The 18,383-nt window shown below is 63.8% G+C and carries 20 protein-coding genes and 1 pseudogene; 13 read left to right on the top strand and 8 right to left on the bottom strand.

All coding sequences use genetic code 11. From position 1 onward, the window contains the following. Positions 1-36 precede the first annotated feature (36 nt). Positions 37-557 (top strand): annotated as a pseudogene (locus ABIB90_RS26215) (REP-associated tyrosine transposase). 104 nt (positions 558-661) lie between these two features. Here the strand turns inward: ABIB90_RS26215 and ABIB90_RS26210 are convergent. Then, a complete protein-coding gene (locus tag ABIB90_RS26210) occupies positions 662-919 on the bottom strand; it encodes a hypothetical protein (RefSeq protein WP_354168659.1) in 258 nt (85 codons plus the stop codon). 154 nt (positions 920-1,073) lie between these two features. Here ABIB90_RS26210 and ABIB90_RS26205 point away from each other — a divergent pair, with 154 nt between their 5' ends. Together ABIB90_RS26205 and ABIB90_RS26200 are read left to right on the top strand one after the other, a co-directional pair. Beyond that, on the top strand, positions 1,074-2,057 hold the full coding sequence (locus ABIB90_RS26205) for a tripartite tricarboxylate transporter substrate binding protein (protein ID WP_354201638.1): 984 nt from the start codon (positions 1,074-1,076) through the stop codon (positions 2,055-2,057). A 95-nt stretch (positions 2,058-2,152) separates the two neighbouring features. Next, the gene (locus ABIB90_RS26200; protein WP_007596988.1) at positions 2,153-2,503 is read left to right on the top strand and encodes a hypothetical protein; all 351 of its coding nucleotides are present in this window, start codon (positions 2,153-2,155) and stop codon (positions 2,501-2,503) included. Here the strand turns inward: ABIB90_RS26200 and ABIB90_RS26195 are convergent. The 3 genes from ABIB90_RS26195 to ABIB90_RS26185 all read right to left on the bottom strand — a co-directional run bounded on the left by ABIB90_RS26195 (position 2,500) and on the right by ABIB90_RS26185 (position 4,853). Next, positions 2,500-2,976, bottom strand: a complete 477-nt coding sequence (locus tag ABIB90_RS26195; RefSeq protein WP_354168657.1) for a YbaK/EbsC family protein — start codon at positions 2,974-2,976, stop codon at positions 2,500-2,502. The genes ABIB90_RS26200 and ABIB90_RS26195 overlap by 4 nt on opposite strands. Positions 2,977-3,017: 41 nt before the next feature. Next, positions 3,018-3,749, bottom strand: coding sequence for a haloacid dehalogenase type II (locus ABIB90_RS26190; protein WP_354201637.1), 732 nt, complete (start codon positions 3,747-3,749; stop codon positions 3,018-3,020). A 93-nt stretch (positions 3,750-3,842) separates the two neighbouring features. Next, entirely contained in the window at positions 3,843-4,853 is a 1,011-nt protein-coding gene (locus ABIB90_RS26185; RefSeq protein WP_354201636.1) for a zinc-dependent alcohol dehydrogenase family protein, read from the bottom strand. Positions 4,854-4,937: 84 nt separating this feature from the next. Here ABIB90_RS26185 and ABIB90_RS26180 point away from each other — a divergent pair, with 84 nt between their 5' ends. Beyond that, positions 4,938-5,285: a MerR family transcriptional regulator gene (locus ABIB90_RS26180; protein ID WP_219685374.1), complete on the top strand. Its 348-nt coding sequence runs from the start codon at positions 4,938-4,940 to the stop codon at positions 5,283-5,285. A gap of 179 nt (positions 5,286-5,464) precedes the next feature. Here ABIB90_RS26180 and ABIB90_RS26175 read toward each other — a convergent pair whose 3' ends face one another. After that, entirely contained in the window at positions 5,465-6,349 is an 885-nt protein-coding gene (locus tag ABIB90_RS26175; RefSeq protein WP_007596981.1) for a 4-hydroxyphenyl-beta-ketoacyl-CoA hydrolase, read from the bottom strand. A gap of 323 nt (positions 6,350-6,672) precedes the next feature. Between ABIB90_RS26175 and ykgO the strand changes: the two genes are divergently transcribed. The 3 genes from ykgO to ABIB90_RS26160 all read left to right on the top strand — a co-directional run bounded on the left by ykgO (position 6,673) and on the right by ABIB90_RS26160 (position 7,932). Continuing rightward, the gene (ykgO, locus tag ABIB90_RS26170; RefSeq protein ID WP_006611362.1) at positions 6,673-6,798 is read left to right on the top strand and encodes a type B 50S ribosomal protein L36; all 126 of its coding nucleotides are present in this window, start codon (positions 6,673-6,675) and stop codon (positions 6,796-6,798) included. A gap of 107 nt (positions 6,799-6,905) precedes the next feature. Then, on the top strand, positions 6,906-7,547 hold the full coding sequence (locus tag ABIB90_RS26165; RefSeq protein WP_007596972.1) for a tetratricopeptide repeat protein: 642 nt from the start codon (positions 6,906-6,908) through the stop codon (positions 7,545-7,547). Between the two features lie 124 nt (positions 7,548-7,671). Next, positions 7,672-7,932, top strand: a complete 261-nt coding sequence (locus ABIB90_RS26160) for a hypothetical protein (protein WP_007596971.1) — start codon at positions 7,672-7,674, stop codon at positions 7,930-7,932. Positions 7,933-7,944: 12 nt separating this feature from the next. Here ABIB90_RS26160 and ABIB90_RS26155 read toward each other — a convergent pair whose 3' ends face one another. Further along, positions 7,945-8,127 (bottom strand): hypothetical protein, encoded by a 183-nt coding sequence (locus ABIB90_RS26155; protein ID WP_007596968.1) that lies wholly within the window; start codon positions 8,125-8,127, stop codon positions 7,945-7,947. A gap of 326 nt (positions 8,128-8,453) precedes the next feature. Here ABIB90_RS26155 and ABIB90_RS26150 point away from each other — a divergent pair, with 326 nt between their 5' ends. After that, the gene (locus tag ABIB90_RS26150; protein WP_354128666.1) at positions 8,454-9,410 is read left to right on the top strand and encodes an alpha/beta fold hydrolase; all 957 of its coding nucleotides are present in this window, start codon (positions 8,454-8,456) and stop codon (positions 9,408-9,410) included. Between the two features lie 18 nt (positions 9,411-9,428). On the opposite strand, the gene cycA is transcribed toward ABIB90_RS26150, so the two are convergent. Beyond that, a complete protein-coding gene (gene cycA / locus ABIB90_RS26145; RefSeq protein ID WP_354201635.1) occupies positions 9,429-9,824 on the bottom strand; it encodes a cytochrome c-550 CycA in 396 nt (131 codons plus the stop codon). A 273-nt stretch (positions 9,825-10,097) separates the two neighbouring features. Here cycA and ABIB90_RS26140 point away from each other — a divergent pair, with 273 nt between their 5' ends. The 5 genes from ABIB90_RS26140 (at position 10,098) to ABIB90_RS26120 (ending at position 16,102) form a co-directional block, all read left to right on the top strand. Continuing rightward, complete coding sequence (locus ABIB90_RS26140; RefSeq protein ID WP_007596965.1) at positions 10,098-11,591, top strand: FAD-linked oxidase C-terminal domain-containing protein; 1,494 nt, start codon at positions 10,098-10,100, stop codon at positions 11,589-11,591. A gap of 63 nt (positions 11,592-11,654) precedes the next feature. Continuing rightward, positions 11,655-12,893, top strand: coding sequence for an FAD-binding protein (locus ABIB90_RS26135; protein WP_354201634.1), 1,239 nt, complete (start codon positions 11,655-11,657; stop codon positions 12,891-12,893). After that, on the top strand, positions 12,890-14,212 hold the full coding sequence (glcF, locus tag ABIB90_RS26130; protein WP_354128665.1) for a glycolate oxidase subunit GlcF: 1,323 nt from the start codon (positions 12,890-12,892) through the stop codon (positions 14,210-14,212). The genes ABIB90_RS26135 and glcF overlap by 4 nt, the downstream gene beginning before the upstream one ends. A gap of 99 nt (positions 14,213-14,311) precedes the next feature. Continuing rightward, the gene (locus tag ABIB90_RS26125) at positions 14,312-14,671 is read left to right on the top strand and encodes a hypothetical protein (protein WP_007596963.1); all 360 of its coding nucleotides are present in this window, start codon (positions 14,312-14,314) and stop codon (positions 14,669-14,671) included. A 429-nt stretch (positions 14,672-15,100) separates the two neighbouring features. Continuing rightward, positions 15,101-16,102, top strand: coding sequence for a TorF family putative porin (locus ABIB90_RS26120; protein ID WP_007596962.1), 1,002 nt, complete (start codon positions 15,101-15,103; stop codon positions 16,100-16,102). Between the two features lie 246 nt (positions 16,103-16,348). Here ABIB90_RS26120 and ABIB90_RS26115 read toward each other — a convergent pair whose 3' ends face one another. Continuing rightward, positions 16,349-18,112, bottom strand: a complete 1,764-nt coding sequence (locus tag ABIB90_RS26115) for an ABC transporter ATP-binding protein/permease (RefSeq protein ID WP_354201633.1) — start codon at positions 18,110-18,112, stop codon at positions 16,349-16,351. Between the last annotated feature and the right edge of the window lie 271 nt (positions 18,113-18,383).

Raw genomic sequence — 18,383 nt, 5'->3', positions numbered from 1 at the left:
CGAAGCGTGCCCACCAATTCACGCGAGGAATCGCAAGTGCCTCAGTACCGCCGAGCGCAAGGCAACATGTTCTTCTTCACCGTCGTGCTAGCTGATAGGTCAAGTACGCTACTCGTCGACCAGGTTGATCGCCTACGCCAGATTTACCGAACGGTCGTGCAACGCCGGCCGTTCGAAACCCTCGCTATCTGTATCTTGCCTGACCACCTCCATGCGATCTGGGCGTTGCCTGAGGATGACGCCGACTTTTCGTCGCGATGGAATCTGATCAAGGGTGGGTTTTCGCGGCGGCTGGAGGCCGGCGAGCGTTCAATCAGTAAGTCGAGGAAGCGCGAGAAGGGCATCTGGCAGCGCCGCTTCTGGGAGCACTCAATTCGCGACGATGCTGACTTGGAGCGGCACGTTGATTACATACACTTCATCCCGTGAAGCATGGCCTCGTCGCGCGTGTGCGCGATTGGTCGTTCAGCAGCTTCCACCGCTATGTTGATCAAGGCACCCTTCCCGTGGATTGGGGAGGGGATATGCGGGACGTTGCCGGGCAATTCGGCGAATGATGGTGGGCACGGCGCGCGAAGAGCGCGCCTTTGCCCACCCTACGGCACCTCGCCGCACAGCTATCGTAGGGTGGGCAAAGCGAAGCGTGCCCACCAATCTTCGACTACGATACCTTCACGCCGTCGATCGCGACCACGCGCAAGGCCGGCCGCAACGTCCCCTCCAGCTGTGTCTTCAATTCGTGCACGCGCGGATCGCTCGAGCGTGCCGCACACACCGCGTATTGATGCACGGATTGCGCCAAGGCGCGTCGCGCTTCCGGCGTTCGTGTCACGTCAGGCTTTGACAGCCGCAACACGATAGCGGCGAGATTCACCAGCATCTCGTCCAGCGCCACGTCAATGGTCTGAAGTCTATTCATCGCTCCACTCCCTGGGAGGCAACGGTAGAGTCCAGGGGGCGTTCCTGACCGGGCGGAACATGGATAATGCTTCGTTAATCCCGCCGCGCGGCTTGTTCTTGCGGAGGGTCACGCTAGGCTGGCAGCGAAACAAGAAAACAGGGGGAAATCTGCCATGGATCGCCGCGATGTCCTGCGCGCCGCTGCCGCATTGCCGTTGTTGCCTGTGTTGTCGAGCGCGGCTTTCGCGCAAGCCTATCCCACTCGCAACGTCACCATGATCGTGCCGTTTCCAGCCGGCGGCCAGGCGGATCTCGCGGCGCGCCCCGTCGCACAGGCGCTGGAGCGAATCCTCGGCAAGGCGGTCATCGTCGACAACCGCGCCGGCGGTGGCGGTGGATCCGTTGGCAACGCCGCGGCGGCGCGCGCCGAGCCTGACGGCTACACGCTGCTGATGACGCTGTCCTCGCTCGCGGTGCTGCCCGAGGCCGACCGGCTGTTCGACCGTCCGGTCGCCTACGAGCTCTCGCAGTTCATGCCGATCGCGCGGGTGCTGGCCGATCCCACGCTGCTCGCGGTACCGGCCTCGGCGCCGTGGAAGACCGCGCAGGATTTCGTCGAGGATGCCAGGAAGCGTCCCGGCCAGATCACCTATGGCTCGTCGGGGCCTTACGGCACGTTGCACGTGGCGATGGAGATGTTTGCGAGCAGCGCCGACATCAAGCTGCTCCATGTGCCGTTTCGCGGCGCCGGACCGGCACTCACCGCGCTGCTCAGCGGCACCGTGCAGGCGATCGCCGCCGCACCGGGAACGCTGAAGCCGCAAGTGGAGGACGGCAAGCTGCGCGTGCTCGGCAATTGCGGCGCCAAGCGCATCGCAAGCTTCCCCGACGTGCCGACCTTCCAGGAGCTCGGCTACAAGGACGTCGAGATGTACATCTGGGCCGGACTCTTTGCCCAGAATGCTCTTCCTGCCCCGATCGCGACTCGCCTGCGCGAGGCAATGGCGCAGGTGATGACGAGCCCCGACGTGCTCAAGGCCTTCGAAACGTCGGGCAGTCTCGTTGCCTATCAGGACGCGCCGGCGTTTGCCGAGTTCGTGGCGGTCGACAGCGCGCGGCTGATTGCGGCGGTGAAGAAGATCGGCAAGGTCGAATAGGTTCCTGGCCCGTTTTCACAATTTTTTGTTGGTCCAGAACCTCCCCGCGTCTCATTGATTCAGCAGAATTCGAGAGACTCGCGAAGGAATCGGACATGCGAACAGAGCGGATTGCGCTGGGTGTGGCGCTTGCGATCGGCGGCATCGCCGCGCAGGGCGTTGCATCCGCTGAAGAGTATCGCGGAACCATGGAGCAGCAGATGGCCTGCACGCCGGATGTATGGCGGCTGTGCAGCGACCAGATCCCTGATGTGAGCCGCATTACGGCCTGCTTGCGGCAGAATACGCCCCAGCTCTCCAGCGGTTGTCGCGCGGTGTTCCAGTCCAACAACCAGATGCCGCCGCAGCAGCAGGTTCCGGGCAATCGCGCCGCGCCGGCGCCACGATACAATGCTGCGCCGCCGCCTCCGGCGACCCAGCCCCGGCCTTACGACGAGGATGATTAGCGCGCTTCGGATCTGGTCTCGCAGACATCGACCCATTCCGCCGCGGTCAGCTCGGCCATCCGCTCCGGCGTGATCCGTACCGCGCTATGGGTCGAGCCGGCAGCCGGCACCACCACGTCGAACGCTTTCAGCGAGATGTCGCAATAGACCGGCAGCGGCGCCTTCAGTCCGAACGGGCAGACGCCGCCGACCTCGTGGCCGGTGACCTCCGCGACCTCTTCCAGCCCCAGCATCTTCGGCTTGCCGCCGAACGCCGCCTTCACCTTCTTGTTGTCCATGCGCGAGGTGCCGGCCGCGACGATCAGGATGACGCGTTCGCCGATCCGCAAGGACAGCGTCTTGGCGATCATTCCGGGCTCGACGCCGTAGGCCTCGGCGGCCAGCGGCACGGTCGCGGAGCTGATCGGGGATTCGATAACCGTGATGTCGGGGGCTTTTTCGGCGAAGAAATCGCGAACGGATTGAAGGCTCATTCAGGTCGGCTCATTCCAGACTTAAGGGCGGGCGGCGACGCCTAAGCAATCCTTGGCAGCTCAGAGAGCGCCCGGACACGATGATCCGGCGCAAAGCCGAGCTCGTCCATCTGGGTGCGGATCGCCTTGAACATCGTCAGCGGTGCCACGAGTTCGTTCTCGACGCAAGCCAGTGCCATCGCTTCGGGCCTCACCCGTTCGATCCAGGCAACGTTCAGTCCGAATGCTTTCGCGCCTGCGACATCCCAGGGATTGGAGGAGACGAACAGCACCTCGTCCGGCGCGGTGCCGAGCGCCTCGCCGATCAGCTCATAGGCCTCCGCGCTCGGCTTGAAGATCTTCTTCGCGTCGACGCTGATCGTGGCATCGAGCAGGGCGTCGAGACCGGAGTTGCGCACGAGCGCATTCAGCATGTCCGGACTGCCGTTGGAGAGGATGGCGAGTTTTCGCGGTTTCAGAGCCGTGAGCGCTGCCGTCGCATCCGGATAGAGATCGAGATGCAGGTACTTCTCGATCACGCGCTCGAATGCCTCGTTCTCGTAAGCGAGCCCGAGCACGCGCAACGTATAGGCGAGCGAGTCGCGCGTGATGGCTGCAAAGTCCTGGTAGCGCCGCATCAGCGAGCGCAGCCAGGTGTATTCGAGCTGCTTGATCCGCCAGATCTGCGTGATGATCTCACCGTAGCCGGGAAACGCATCCTCGGTGATCTCCGCGACCGATTGGATATCGTAAAGCGTTCCGTAGGCGTCGAAGACAACGGCTTTGAGACTCAATTCACCTGTCCCCCGGGATCGTTGCGGTCCACGGACTATACAAGGCGCAGCGAAATCGGTCCAAGAGGCAATCGCGACTTGGGCCTCTGGTTTCTAAAGCCTGATCACGACCTTGCCGAAATGTGAGCCGGTCCGCAGGTGCGCATATGCTTCGGGAACCTCGTCGAAGTCGTAGACCCGATCGACGATCGGGTGGATCGCATGCTCGGTCAGGAAGCGATTCATCGCGACAAAGTGTTCGGCCGATCCGACGGTGACACCGATGATGTCGGCATTCTCCCACTGCAGGCGTGCGAGGTCGGGCTTGGGACCGAACCCCGTCAAAACCCCAATCTGAACGATCTTGCCACCCGAAGCGACCGATCGCAGCGATCGGTCATAGGTGCCGGGACCGCCGAGTTCGAGGATATGACTGGCGCCGGCGCCATTCGTCGCCTTCATCAGGGCGACATCCCAGTCCGGCGTGTCGCGGTAGTTGATGAGGATCGAACCGCCCAGCGCCTTGGCGCGGGCGAGTTTTTCGTCCGAGGATGATATCACGATCGCGCGCGCGCCCAGCGCCGCTGCGAATTGAAGCCCGAACAGCGCGACGCCGCCTGTCCCCTGGACCAGCAGCGTGTCGCCTTTGCGCATCCCGCCGCGTGCGATGATGCCATGAAAAGCCGTGACGCCGGCGCAGGGCAGGGTCGCTGCCTCCACCGCGGACAGATGCGCCGGCACTGAGACCAGCGCGGTTGCCGGCAGCACGACATACTCGGCCAGCATTCCGTCCATCGTGTTGCCACCGAGGGATGACGGAATATAGCTGGACTTGAACGGCCCGGAGATCCAATCGCGGAAGAACGATGCAGCGACGCGGTCCCCGAGCCGCCATTGCGCGACGCCGGCGCCGATGGCGTCAACGACACCCGCACCGTCGGAGAGTGGAACGCGTCCGTTGAGCTCGCCTTGGCCTGCACGGTCGAGGACCAGGAGGTCGCGGTAATTCAGACTTGCCGCTTCGACCCGAATGCGGACCTCGCCATTGGCGGGTTCGGGTTTGCCGACGTCGACGCACGCAAGGCGGCCAGCACCAGCATGGCCATTCAAATGGTAGGCTTTCATCGTTGCTCCCTTCACAAGTGGCATTCACTTGGACGAGCGAAGTCTGTAAGGTCTGACAGCGCTGTGAGGGTCAAGAGGCTTCAGATGAAAATCGGCGAACTCTCCCGACGGACGGGGGTCAGCGTCCGAATGCTGCGCTACTACGAAGGCGAAGGACTGCTTGCGCCGCTGCGGACGAACTCCGGCTATCGCGACTATGGCACGGCCGAAGAGGAAACCGTACGGCGCATCAAGATGCTCGGCGGCGCGGGGATGACGCTCGAAACCATCAAGCGGTTGCTCCCCTGCGTAAGGAACAACGATCCGGCTTTCACGCCGTGCAACGAGCTGCGAAAAATACTCACTCAGCAGGTCGGCCTGATCGACGAACGTATCGAGACGCTCAGCGAAAGCCGGACAATCCTGGCCGGCTTCCTCGCAAGCGTGAACTGATCGCGCGCGACGCCGCCATCGGATTCACCGCGCCAAGGCCGCCATCCGCAACTTGGGCCGCAGCTGGGTGCTGGACCTGCGCGGCGCGAGCATCGGCCTTGAGTCTTAAGCCTTGAGGACCTGAGCATGAGGGCTTCGATAGCAGCGTCGAAGCCCTCAATGCGCTGACGAGTGCGCCCCTAGATCCCCAGCAGCTTCCTTGCGTTCGCCTTCAGCACCTTCGGCCGGATCTCATCGCGGATGTCGATCTTGGCGAAATCCGACAGCCAGCGGTCCGGCGTGATCACCGGCCAGTCCGAGCCGAACAGCATCTTGTCCTGCAGGATCGAGTTGATGTAGCGCACCAGGATCGGCGGGAAATATTTCGGCGACCAGCCCGAGAGGTCGATGTAGACGTTGGGCTTATGGGTCGCGACCGACAGTGCTTCCTCCTGCCAGGGGAAAGAGGGATGCGCGAGGATGATCTTGAGGTCGGGGAAATCGGCCGCGACGTCGTCCATGTACATCGGGTTGGAATATTTCAGCCGCATGCCCATGCCGCCGGGCATGCCCGAGCCGACGCCGGTCTGGCCGGTGTGGAACAGCGCGATCGCGCCGCCATTGTTGATCTCTTCATAGAGCGGATAGGCCATGCGGTCGTTGGCATAGAAGCCCTGCATGGTCGGGTGGAATTTGAAGCCGCGCACCCCGTATTCCTCGATCAGCTTGCGCGCCTCGCGCACCCCGAGCTTGCCCTTGTGCGGGTCGATCGAGACGAAGGGGATGAGGACGTCGAGATGGTCGGAGGCGATCTCCAGCATCTCCTCGTTCTTGTAGCGGCGGAAGCCGGTCTCGCGCTCGGCGTCGACCGGAAAGATCACCGCGGCGATGTTCTTGGATCGATAGTAGGCGGCGGTCTCCGGCACGGTCGGCGGATGCTTGTGCGGCGACTTGAAATAGTCCGCCATCTGCGCCTGAAAGTCGTCATAGCCGTCGTCGGGATGGGTGCCGCAGGGCTCCTCGGCGTGGGTGTGGATATCGATGGCGACGACGTCGTCGATATTGGGCAGCTTCAGCTTCGGCATGGGTTTCCTCCCGACGGGTTGTCGAATTGATTATATGATATAACGAATTTGGCAAGACATTGTGGGACAAGGCGTCGTGGGACAGGCGTCGCCCGAGATGCTGATTGGGCCGATCCGGCCGCTTCTACTTTGCATGGGGTTGTTTTCCTGAATTTGCTGGGTGGGATCGGGCCAGTTAACATTGACATCCGGTCCTCCCATGCCTTAAGAACCGCCCCGTCCCGGGCGGTCGGTCCGCCAGCGGGAAAATCTCATTTTGCCTCATTCGCGCGTGCCGAAACGGTAGTGCCGAACACGGCCTTTCGAACGTTCAGGATTCTGCCATGAAGGTCCGTAACTCGCTGAAATCGCTGCGCGGTCGCCATCGCGCCAACCGCCTGGTCCGCCGCAAGGGCCGGGTCTATGTGATCAACAAAGTGCAGCGCCGCTTCAAGGCACGTCAGGGCTGATTTCGCCCTGCCGGACGCTCGCGAGCGCCCCGCAAGACCACGGTCTCACACGAGTTTGACGCCGCCCCTGCTTTGCAAGGGCGGCTTTGCGCGTTTAGACTTCGGCCATGGCAGTGAGATTCTTCGTCGCGCGCACCCTGTGTCTGGCTCTTGTGCTGGGAGCCGCCGGACTCGCTCCGGCGCTGGCGCAGCAGATTGATCCACCGACCCCACCCGGCAAGCAGAAGAAACTTCCGGAAGCGCCGGCCAAGCTGCCCAAGGTCGACCGCACCAAGAATCTCGATTTCCTGTTCGGCGCGCTGAAAGCTGCGCCCGACGAGGCCAGCGCCAAGCACGTCGAGGCGCGGATCTGGGCGATCTGGATCCAGACCCCGAGCGACACCGCGGCGCTGCTGATGGCGCGGGCCAAGACCGCGGTCGACGCAAAGAAGATCGAGGTCGCGATCAAGCTGCTGGATTCGGTCGTCAAGCTCAGGCCCGACTATATCGAGGCCTGGAATCGTCGCGCGACGCTCTACTACATGCAGAACGATTATGGCCGTTCGCTCGCCGACATTCGCGAGGTGTTGATCCGTGAGCCCCGCCATTTCGGCGCGCTCGCAGGCCTCGGCATGATCATGCAGGAGGTCGGCGACGAAAAGCGCGCACTCGAGGCCTACCGCAAGGCGCTCGCCGTCAATCCGCACCTCGAGAAGATCCCCGATCAGGTCAAGGCGCTGACCGAGAAGGTCGAAGGCCGCGATATTTAGCGGACAAGTCGATCATTGCTCGAGCGAATGCAACGCAGGCGGATTAACCACGATGACACGCGCTGCGTCACGAGGGGTGTGGGTGGCACCGCCGCAGGCCTACCTTCATGGCGGGAGCACAGCCATGAAGCGTTTGATCTTTGCAGGTACATTGCTGTTGGCGTCGGGCACGGCGAGCCTCGCCGACGGACTGTTCTGGGTGGTCGGCAATCGCGCCACCGGAAAATGCAACATCGTGACCAGCAATCCCGTGATCATCGGCGACGTCTGGTTCGGTGACGGTCCTTACAAATCGAAGGCCGACGCCAAGCTTGCCCGTTCGACCATCCGCGCCTGTCCCGCACCCACGCCTGACGAGGAAAAGGACGAGGACAGCACGAACTAGGTCGACAGCGACCTAGTGCAAAACGCTGCCCTCGCGCTCGGCGAGGCCGCGATCGACTGCTGCGGCGTAGGCCTTTGCAAGCTCCGTCTCGAGGTGCTCGTTGATCAGCAGCAGCGCGCGCACAGCACCGCGCAGGTCGCCGTGGCAGCTTGCCACGATCTCGTCGATCGCAGTATCTTTGGATCTCAGGCTCATCGAAATTCTCCGGTTCAAATCAGGATAAATCCTGCCGGTCTTTCCCGCATCCCCGAGGGTTGCGAGCAGGATCGGCGCCCACCTGCGTCTAAATGGCGGAACCGACCGTGGCGATTATATGGACGCCGCGATGACGACTGCATGAAGCTGTTTCGAGGCTTGCGTGCTGCGGGGAGTAGCATTGATTTCGTTGCGTTTTTACCGCTTGAATTATGCACATATCCACAGCCCCGGTATTTCAAGTGGAGCGCGGGGGCTCCCCGGGCGAAACTGCCGCCCGCAAGCCACGTAACTGCCCTGTGCCCTGGATCGCCCGGATTCCATCCATGATCGTGATGTCAGTCGTGACCGCGCTGGTTGTGCTGGCGCTGGTCACGCAGGCCGGCGTCCTCGCCGTGCAACGCGCCTTTCCACCGCAAGGCCGGATGATCGAGGTCGATGGCGCCGTGCTTCACCTCGTCGATATCGGCCCGCGCGATTCGGGCCTGCCGATCGTGATGCTGCACGGCGCGAGCTCCAACCTCGAGGCGATGCGGCGGCCGCTCGGCGATCTCCTCGCCAGGGATCATCGCGTCATCCTGATCGACCGTCCCGGTCATGGCTGGAGCACGCGGGCGCGGCGGCAGGATTCGACCCCGGAGGTGCAGGCGCGGATGATCGATGAGGCGCTCGGCAAACTCGGGATCGATCGCGCGGTCTTCGTGGTGCATTCCTGGAGCGGCGCGCTTGGCGCGCGGCTGGCGCTCGATCATCCTGGCCGCGTCGCGGGCCTTGTGATGCTCGCGCCCGTCACCCATCCCTGGCGCGGCGGCGTCGGCCGCTACAACGAGATCATAGCAACGCCCGTGATCGGCCCGCTGCTCGCCTACACCATAACCCTGCCGCTGGGCTATTTCCTGAGCGAGCCCGGCGCGCGCAACGTCTTCCTGCCGCAAATGATGCCGGATGGTTTCGTGCGGGACTCCGCGACGCCGCTGCTGCTGCGCCCGCGCGAGTTCATCGCCAATGCCTATGATCTGGTGACGCTGAAGGAAGCGGTCGCCGTGCAGGTCGTCCGCTACGGCGAGATATCGGCGCCAGTCACGATCATCGCCGGCGAACCCGACAAGACGGTGAAGACCGACATTCACGCGCGCCCGTTCGCTGCCACCGTGCAGAATGCCAAGCTGATCGTGCTGCCTGATCTCGGCCACATGGTGCAGAACGCGGTGCCCGATCTCGTCAAGACGGAGATCGAGACGATGATCGGAAACATCGTCCCGGCGCAGGCGGCCGCCGATTAGCGGCCGCCGCTTACGCGCTTACTGCTTGATCTTGCCGTCCTTGTCGAACTGCGACACATAGGCCCAGAGATTGTTGATCTCGTTCTCGTTCTTGATGCCGGCGAACGCCATCTTGGTGCCGGGGATCTTGGCCTTCGGGTCCTTGATGTATTCCTTGAACAGCGCCTCGTTCCAGGTGATGCCGGAATTCTTGTTGGCGTCGGAATAATTGTAGTCCGGCGCGGTGCCGGACTTGCGGCCGTCGAGGCCGTTGAGCTCGGGGCCGACCTTGTTCTTGGCGCCTTCGCCGATCGCGTGACAGGCCAGGCATTTGTTGAACGACGACTTGCCGGCCGCGACGTCCTGCGCCATCGCGGCGGGTGCGGTGGCAATCGCGGTGAGGATGGTCAATGCGCCAAAAATCAGTTTTGTCATCGGGTGCTCTTCGTCTCTTCCCTGGGGTCTGGTCAGTTGCATGCCTGATCGGCAATGGTCGGACCTGCCGGTTTTGGCAGGCCTGTCCGGATTGGACAAGCCGCCAAACCATGGCAGGTTTCACGATTTCCTACTTGTCCCAGAGCGAACTCGCGCAAGATCGTCGATCCGACTTTCGGATGGCCTACCCAAACCACCGCGGACGTGGTTGATTTGCCGCGACAATTCGATCGTGCGGCCTCAGCCGGAAGGATACGCCATGAAGGAAATGTTATGGCCATCATGATGCCTGCGAGCGACCAGGCCGTGCTCGCGCGCCGCGCCGAGATCGTGGCTGCATTGCGCGCAATCGTCCCAGGCGAAGGCGTGATCGATACGCCTGCCGAGATGCGGGCCTATGAATCCGACGGATTGACGGCCTATCGGCAGCCGCCGATGGTCGTGGTGCTGCCCGACACGACCGAGCAGGTTTCGCTCGTCCTGAAATATTGTGCCGGACAAGGCATCAAGGTGGTGCCGCGCGGCTCGGGCACCTCGCTCTCCGGCGGCGCGCTGCCGCTGGAAGACGGCGTGCTCCTGGGCCTCGGCAAGTTCAAGCGCATCCGCGAGATCGATTTCGACAACCGCGCCGTCGTCACCGAACCCGGCGTCACCAACCTCGCGATCAGCCAGGCCGTCGCCCATGCCGGGTTCTACTACGCGCCGGATCCGTCCTCGCAGATCGCCTGCTCGATCGGCGGCAATGTTGCGGAGAATTCCGGCGGCGTGCACTGCCTGAAATACGGCATGACCACCAACAACGTGCTCGGCTGCGAGATCGTGCTGATGAGCGGCGAGATCCTGCGCATCGGCGGCAAATCGGCGGAGAACTCCGGCTACGACCTCATGGGCGTCATCACCGGCTCGGAAGGCCTGCTCGGTGTCATCACCGAGATCACGGTGCGCATCCTGCAAAAGCCGGAGACGGCGCGTGCGCTGATGGTCGGATTCGCGCAAGTCGAGGCGGCCGGCGAATGCGTGGCGCGCATCATCGGCGCCGGCATCATTCCAGGCGGCATGGAGATGATGGACAAGCCTGCGATCCACGCCGCGGAAGCCTTCGTCCATGCCGGCTATCCGCTCGATGTCGAGGCCCTCCTCATCATCGAGCTCGACGGTCCCAAGATCGAGGTCGATGAGCTGATCACGCGGGTCGAGACGATTGCGAACGCTTGCGGCTCGACCACCTGCCAGATCTCGACCTCGGAGGCCGAGCGCAATCTGTTTTGGGCCGGCCGGAAAGCCGCGTTCCCCGCCGTCGGCCGCATCTCGCCGGACTATCTCTGCATGGACGGCACCATCCCACGCGGTGCGCTGCCGAAGGCGCTGGCGCGCATCCGCGAGCTATCCGAAAAATACCAGCTCGGTTGCGCCAACGTGTTCCATGCCGGCGACGGCAATCTGCATCCGCTGATCCTCTATGACGCCAACAAGCCCGGCGAGATCGAGCGCGCCGAAGCCTTCGGCGCCGACATCTTGCGCGCCTGCGTCGAGTTCGGCGGCGTGCTCACCGGCGAGCACGGCGTCGGCATCGAGAAGCGCGATCTGATGCCGGAGATGTTCAGCGAGATCGACCTCAACCAGCAGCAGCGCCTGAAATGCGCCTTCGACGCGCAGGGCCTGCTCAATCCCGGAAAGGTGTTTCCGACCCTGCACCGCTGCGCCGAGCTCGGTCGCATGCACGTCCATGCCGGCAAGCTGGCGTTTCCCGACATTCCGCGGTTCTAGAGCCGCCTCGCTGCAACGCGCCAAATTTGATTTTCGCTGCAAACTTCGGTACCCGCTACAGGCGTGGATACGCTCAAGGTACGAGACGCCAAAGACGTCGAAGAGGTGGTGCGCGCGGCGATTGCCAATGAGCAGCCGCTCGAGATCATCGGCCATGGCTCCAAGCGTGCCATCGGTCATGCGATGGCGACCAACGCCGTGCTCGACGTCTCCGCGCTGAATGCCATCACCGCCTATGAGCCCAACGAACTCATTGTCACGCTCCAGGCCGGGGCGCCGCTGGCCGACGTGCTGTCGCTGATCGATGCCAAGAACCAGCAATTCGCCTTCGAGCCGATGAACACCGCGCCGCTGCTCGGCACGCCCGCGCTCGGCACCATCGGCGGCATGATCGCGGCTGGCCTGGCCGGTCCGCGCCGGATCAAGGCGGGCGGGGCGCGCGACCATCTGCTTGGGGCGCATGCTGTCTCCGGTTTCGGCGACAGCTTCAAGACCGGCGGCAAGGTGGTGAAGAACGTCACGGGCTACGACCTCTGTAAGCTTCTCGCGGGTTCCTGGGGCACGCTGTCGATCATGACCGAGGTCACGCTGAAGGTGATGCCGAAGCCGGAGGCGGAGCGGACGCTGTTGCTGCGCGGGCTCGACGATGCCGCCGCGAACAAGGCGATGACGGCGGCGCTCGGCTCGCCCTTCGACGTCTCCGGGGCCGCGCATCTGCCGACATCGGCGTTCCGGACCAAGATCGAAGGTCTCGGCGATATCGCAGGCCAAAGCGAGGCGCTGACCGTGCTGCGGCTCGAGGGCATTACCGCCTCGGCCGCTCACCGTGCCGGCTCGCTGCGCGAATTGCTGGCGCCGTTCGGAACCGCAACTCTCGTCGAGGACACGGTGTCAGCGGCGCTGTGGACCACGATCCGCGACGTCCTGCCGTTCGCGGCTGACGGCGCGCTGGGGGCGTGGCCAGTCTGGCGGATCGTCTGTCCGCCGGCGTCGGGCGCGGCGCTCGGGACGCTGCTGGCGCGCGAGACCGGCGGCGAATTGATCTACGATTGGGGTGGTGGACTGATCTGGGCGGCGTTGCCACCGAAGCCGGACGCGCATGCCGCGGCCGTGCGCGAACGTGCAAATGCGGCCGGCGGGCACGCTACGCTGATCCGGGCGGCCGAGGACATCAGGCGCACGATCGATGTATTCCACCCCCAATGCCCTGGCCTTGCCGCCTTGAGCGAGCGGGTCCGCGCCAGCTTCGATCCGAAGACCATCCTCAACCGGGGCCGGCTGTCGCGGGGCGTTGCGGCATGAAGACCGAATTCTCACTCGCGCAGCTCGCCGATCCCGACATCGCGGAAGCCGACAAGATCCTGCGCGCCTGCGTCCATTGCGGCTTCTGCACCGCAACCTGCCCGACCTATGTGCTGCTTGGCGACGAGCTCGATAGCCCGCGCGGCCGCATCTATCTGATCAAGGAGATGCTGGAGAAGGACCAGACGCCGACCGCCGAAGTGGTCAAACATGTCGACCGCTGCCTGTCGTGCTTGGCTTGCATGACGACCTGCCCCTCGGGGGTGAATTACATGCATCTGGTCGATCAGGCCCGGGTCAGGATCGAGCAGCGTTACGAGCGGCCGCTGGCCGAGCGGCTGCTGCGCCGGGTGCTGGCCTTCGTCCTGCCGGACCCGCAGCGTTTCCGCGCCAGCATGGTGCTGGCGCGGCTGGCCCGCCCGCTGGCCGCGTTCCTGCCGACGCCCCGGCCGTCGGCGACGCCCGGCCTGATCCTGCGCCTGAAGGCGATGTTGGCGCTGGCGCCGAGCCGGCTGCCGCCGCCGGGGCCCGCCGCCGGCAGTGTGTTCGCGGCTCTCGGCAAGAAGCGCGGCCGGGTCGCGCTGCTCCAGGGCTGTGCCCAGCAGGTGCTGGCGCCGCGCATCAACCAGGCTGCCATCAGTCTCCTCACGCGCCACGGCATCGAGGTCGTCCTGGTCAGGGACGAGCAGTGCTGCGGCGCGCTGACCCATCACCTCGGCAACGACCAGGACGCATTGGCGCGGGCTCGCGCCAATGTCGCGGCGTGGCGCGCGGAAGCGGCCGGCGAGGGGCTCGACGCCATCCTGGTGACCGCGTCCGGCTGCGGCACCGTGATCAAGGACTACGGCTACCTTCTGCGCGAGGACGCTGCGCTTGCCGCCGATGCGGCGAAGGTCTCTGCGCTCGCCAAGGACATCACTGAATATGTCGCCGGCCTTGGACTCGCGGCCACGGCGCGACAGGACAACATCGTCGTCGCCTATCACTCGGCGTGTTCGTTGCAGCACGGGCAGAAAATCACGGGCCTTCCGAAAGAATTGCTTTCCAATAACGGATTCGTGGTGAAAGATGTGCCCGAGAGCCATTTGTGTTGCGGTTCGGCGGGGACTTACAACATTCTCCAGCCCGAGCTTGCGGGCCGGTTGCGTGATCGCAAGGTCGCCAACATCGCGAGCGTCAAGCCGGACATGATTGCCACAGGCAATATCGGCTGCATGGTGCAGATTGCCAGTGGCACGTCAGTTCCGGTCGTACACACGATTGAGCTTCTCGATTGGGCTACGGGCGGGTCGCGGCCGGCATTGAACGCGCAAGACTGAGCTTTCGAAGACCGAGCTTTCGAGGGCTGAGCTTTCGTCCGGAGGTGACGGCTGAAGACACCCGATCGACCATTGTTCGGCGGCAACAGGAGGACCACGATGGCGAAAGCGAAGAAGAAAAAAAGCAAGAAGGCCAAAAAGGCCAAGAAGGCAGTAGCGGCGAAGAAGACCGCAAAGAAGGCAGCCAAGAAGTCTGCGAAGAAGTCTGCCAAGAAGGCTACAAAGAAATCTGCGAAGAAGGCCGCGCCGAAGAAGGCGGCCAAGAAGGCCGCTAAGCAGGCTGCGCCCAAAAAGGCCGCCAAGAAGGCTGCGAAGAAAGCGGCGCCGAAGAAGGCGAAGGCAGCTCCCGCGCCGAAGCCGTCAACGCCGGCAGCTCCGGCTCCTGAGCCCGCCGCCGAGACAAGCTGGGCGATGCCTTCGTCTTCTGCGGACTCGACGCCGGCCGAAGGACAAGGTTAGGCCCAAGGTTCAGGCCCAAGGTTAGGCCAAAGGGCTGGGTCCAATCCGACGACCATGATCGACAACAGGAAGGCCGCAGCGGTGATGCTGCGGCCTTTTTGCATCGGCGAGACGGGCCGCGAGGGATGGTCTTGTCCGGAAGCAGCCTGATTCGTGGCGCGGGCAGCACGGTACCGCAGGACCCGTACTAACCCGGGCCTCCCAGTGCACTTTGGATTGCAAATAATGTGTTCGAGAAGACACACAGGCTGACAACCTGCCGTGGAATCGTCAGAACGCCCAAAAAGTCGGCAGATGCCCGCGTTTTTTGCTTCTCGGTTTGCGCCACTCCATCCAGATTGCCGCAGTTACGAAATTTGCAATCAGGTCGTGCGTTCCGGGGGCTTCCGGGATCCGGCTGGGGTCATAGAACTGGTGATGGGGATCGAAATGAAAAAAGTGGCTTTGTTGGCAACGGCGCTGGCAATGGTGACGGGCTCGGCTTTCGCGGCAGACATGGCGGTGAAGGCTAAGAAGGCCCCGGTGGTTGCGTTCGATCCCTGGGATATCGCCTTCGGCGGCGCCATCATGAGCGACTACATCTTCCGCGGCGTCACGCAGTCGAACCACAAAGCGTCGGTCGCGGCCTATTTCGAGCCGCGCTACAACGTCAACAAGGACCTCCAGCTCTACGTCGGCGTGTCCGCCGAGAGCATCTCCTTCGCCAATCGCGCCGCTGCTGAAGTCGACATCTACGGCGGTATCCGCCCGACCTTCGGCGCCTTCGCGTTCGACATCGGTGTCTGGGGCTACCTGTATCCGGGCGGCAGCTGCGCCGACAACGTGCTCACCGGCGGCATTCCCGGCGGCAACGTCTGCGGCGTCAGCACGACCACGATCTTCCTCGCCGACGGCAACGTCATGAAGAAGGACGTCAGCTTCGTCGAAGTCTACGGCAAGGTGAACTACACCATCAACGACAGCTTCACGGTCGGCGCGACCGAGTACTACTCGCCGAACTTCCTGAACTCGGGTGCTTGGGGCAACTACGCTTCGTTGACCGCCAAATACACGGCGCCCAGCACGGCCTTCGGTCCCTCCGGCATGGGCATGTACGTGTCGGGTGAGTTCGGCCGGCAGTGGTTCGGAACTTCGGACGCCTTCTACGGCACCGGCGTCGGCACCGTTTTCGCCAACGGTATCCCCTACAAGGACTACAACACCTGGAACATCGGCATCGGCTTCACCTACAAGGTGTTCACGCTGGACCTGCGTTACTCCGACACCGACCTGAACAAGGGTGATTGCAACGCCTTCACCAGCGCCTTCAACGCCACCGGCACCACCAACGTCACCGCGATCAATCCGGGCGGCGCTGGATCCAACTGGTGCGGCGCGGCCGGCATTGCCAAGCTGTCGTTCGACCTGACGGCGATGAGCAACCTGAAGTAAGCTTCTTCCCGAAGCGACTTGATGAGGGCGGCAGGGCAACCTGCCGCCCTTTTGCTTTGGGACTTTTGGGGCGCAGGCTGAGGGCCTGCATGGTTCGAGACGTCCGCCTTCCGGCGGGCTCCTCACCATGAGGGGGCACGGTTTTCACCGCGAGGACAGACCTCATCCTGAGGGCCCGCCAAGGGCGGGCGTCTCGAAGGATGGCCGCAACGAAGGGCGATAGCCTCAGGGCTTGGTCGAGCCGTCTCAGCGCGCCGCGCTCGGCTCCTTCTCGACCGGCACACCACCGTCACCGAGGACGTGGATCGCGCCGTGCTTCACCATCGTCACCTTGCGGGTATGGAAGGCTTCCAGCGTCGAGCGGTGGCCGATCGAGACGAGGGTGGCCTGTGGCAGCTTCTCCGCCAGCAGCCGGTACAGGCGGGCCTCGGACGGCTCGTCCAGCGAGGCCGTGGCCTCGTCCAGAAACAGATAGTCCGGCGCATGCAGGAGCGCGCGGGCGAGCCCGAGCCGCTGCTGCTCGCCGAGCGACAGCATCCGGTTCCAATGACCGTCCTCCTCAAGACGCTCGGCCAGGTCAGGCAATCCGACCGCGATCAGCGCATCCCTGACGCGTGCGGTTTCGAACGCGCCCGGCGCGGCCGGATAGACCACCGCGTCGCGCAGCACGCCGACCGGGAAATAGGGGCGCTGGGGCAGCATCATCAGCTTCGCCTTTTCCGGGACGAAGATGGTGCCGGTGCCGAACGGCCAGATGCCGGCGATGGCCCGGAACAGCGTCGACTTGCCGGAGCCGGACGGTCCGGTCACCAGCACGCGCTCCGGCGTCTGGACGGAGAAGGCGTCGGCGGCGACCAGCGGCGTGCCGCTCGGCAGGTTCACGCAGAGCTGTTCGAGGGCGATATTGCGATTGCCGCCGGCGGCCTTGAGGGCAATCGCAGGCTCGTGCGGCGGCAGGTGCGCGGCCGCATCGACCGACATCTCGAAGCCGTCGAGGCGGGCGACGATCGAGCGCCATTCCGCCAGCGATCGGTACGCCGTGACGAAGAACGACAATGCGCCCTGTACGCTCGAGAAGGCGGAAGCGGTTTGCATCATGTCGCCAAGCTGGATCTTCTTGGCGAAGAAGGCCGGCGCCACCAGCACGTAGGGAAAGATCACGGCGGCCTGCTGATAGCTCGCGGTGAACGCGGTGAGGCGCTTGGTACGGCTCATAATGGCGTACCAATTGCCGATCACGAAGCCGAAGCGATCCAGCAGGCGGCCGCGCTCGGCGCCTTCGCCCTTGAGCAGCGCGATCTGCTCGGAATTCTCGCGGACGCGGACGAGGTTGAAGCGGAAGTCGGCCTCGAAGCGCTGCTGCTCGAAATTGAGATTGACCAGCGGGGCACCGATCCAGTGCGTCAGCGCCGTGCCGAAGATCGCGTAGACCAACGCGCCCCAGCAGAGATATCCGGGGATCATGAGGTCGGCGCCGAACAGGTGCAACGGCGCGGCGTTGGAAAGCCCCCAGAGGATGATCACGAAGGAGAACAGCGTCACGATCGACGAGAGCAGGCCGAGCCCGATGGTCAGGGTCTGCTCGACGAAGTTCTTGACGTCCTCGGTGATGCGCTGGTCCGGGTTGTCGGCCGCATCGCCCTTGAGCTGCATGCGGTAGTGGGTGGCGCCTTGCAGCCATTCGCCCAGATAGTGCCGGGTCAGCCATTGCCGCCAGCGGATCTGCAGCCACTGGTTCAGATACAGCTTGTAGACCGCCAGCGCGATGAAGGCGGAGGCGAGGCCGATGAAGATCCAGATCTCCCTGACGAAGCTATCCCAGTCGCTTGCCTGCAGCGAGCTGTAGAACCGGTTCTGCCATTGGTTGACCAGGACGTCGATCGCGACCAGCGCCAGCTCCATCGCGATGACCGCGGCGAGCAGACCGCGGCCGGCCCATTTGTCCTCCGATCGGAAATACGGGGCGGCGATTCGCCAGACGATCGCGAGCGTGGCGCTGATGTTCTTCACAGAGCTCTGTCTCCTGAGGGGATGTGCACAACTGCCCGGGCCAAAGACCTGGGACGACGGCGGAAATCGGCGCGCTTAGACTAAAGTCGCGAGTCCTGCAATTTGCGTTGGCTTGTCGCAGCTTGCAACCCTAGCATGGGGCTCATCGGCGCGGGGTGGGGGCCTCCGGGATGTCGCGAGCTTGTGAGCGGACGGGAACCGCTGCATTCGCGAGGAATTCGCGTCCGGCTCGGGGGTTATCGCTTCAGCGTCAAGCAGGATCGGCTGTCCA

Source organism: Bradyrhizobium sp. JR4.1 (assembly GCF_040548605.1).
Classification (GTDB): Bacteria; Pseudomonadota; Alphaproteobacteria; order Rhizobiales; family Xanthobacteraceae; genus Bradyrhizobium; species Bradyrhizobium canariense.
Note: the sequence above shows the minus strand (reverse complement) of the source record. Positions and strands in the feature narration are given on the sequence as shown.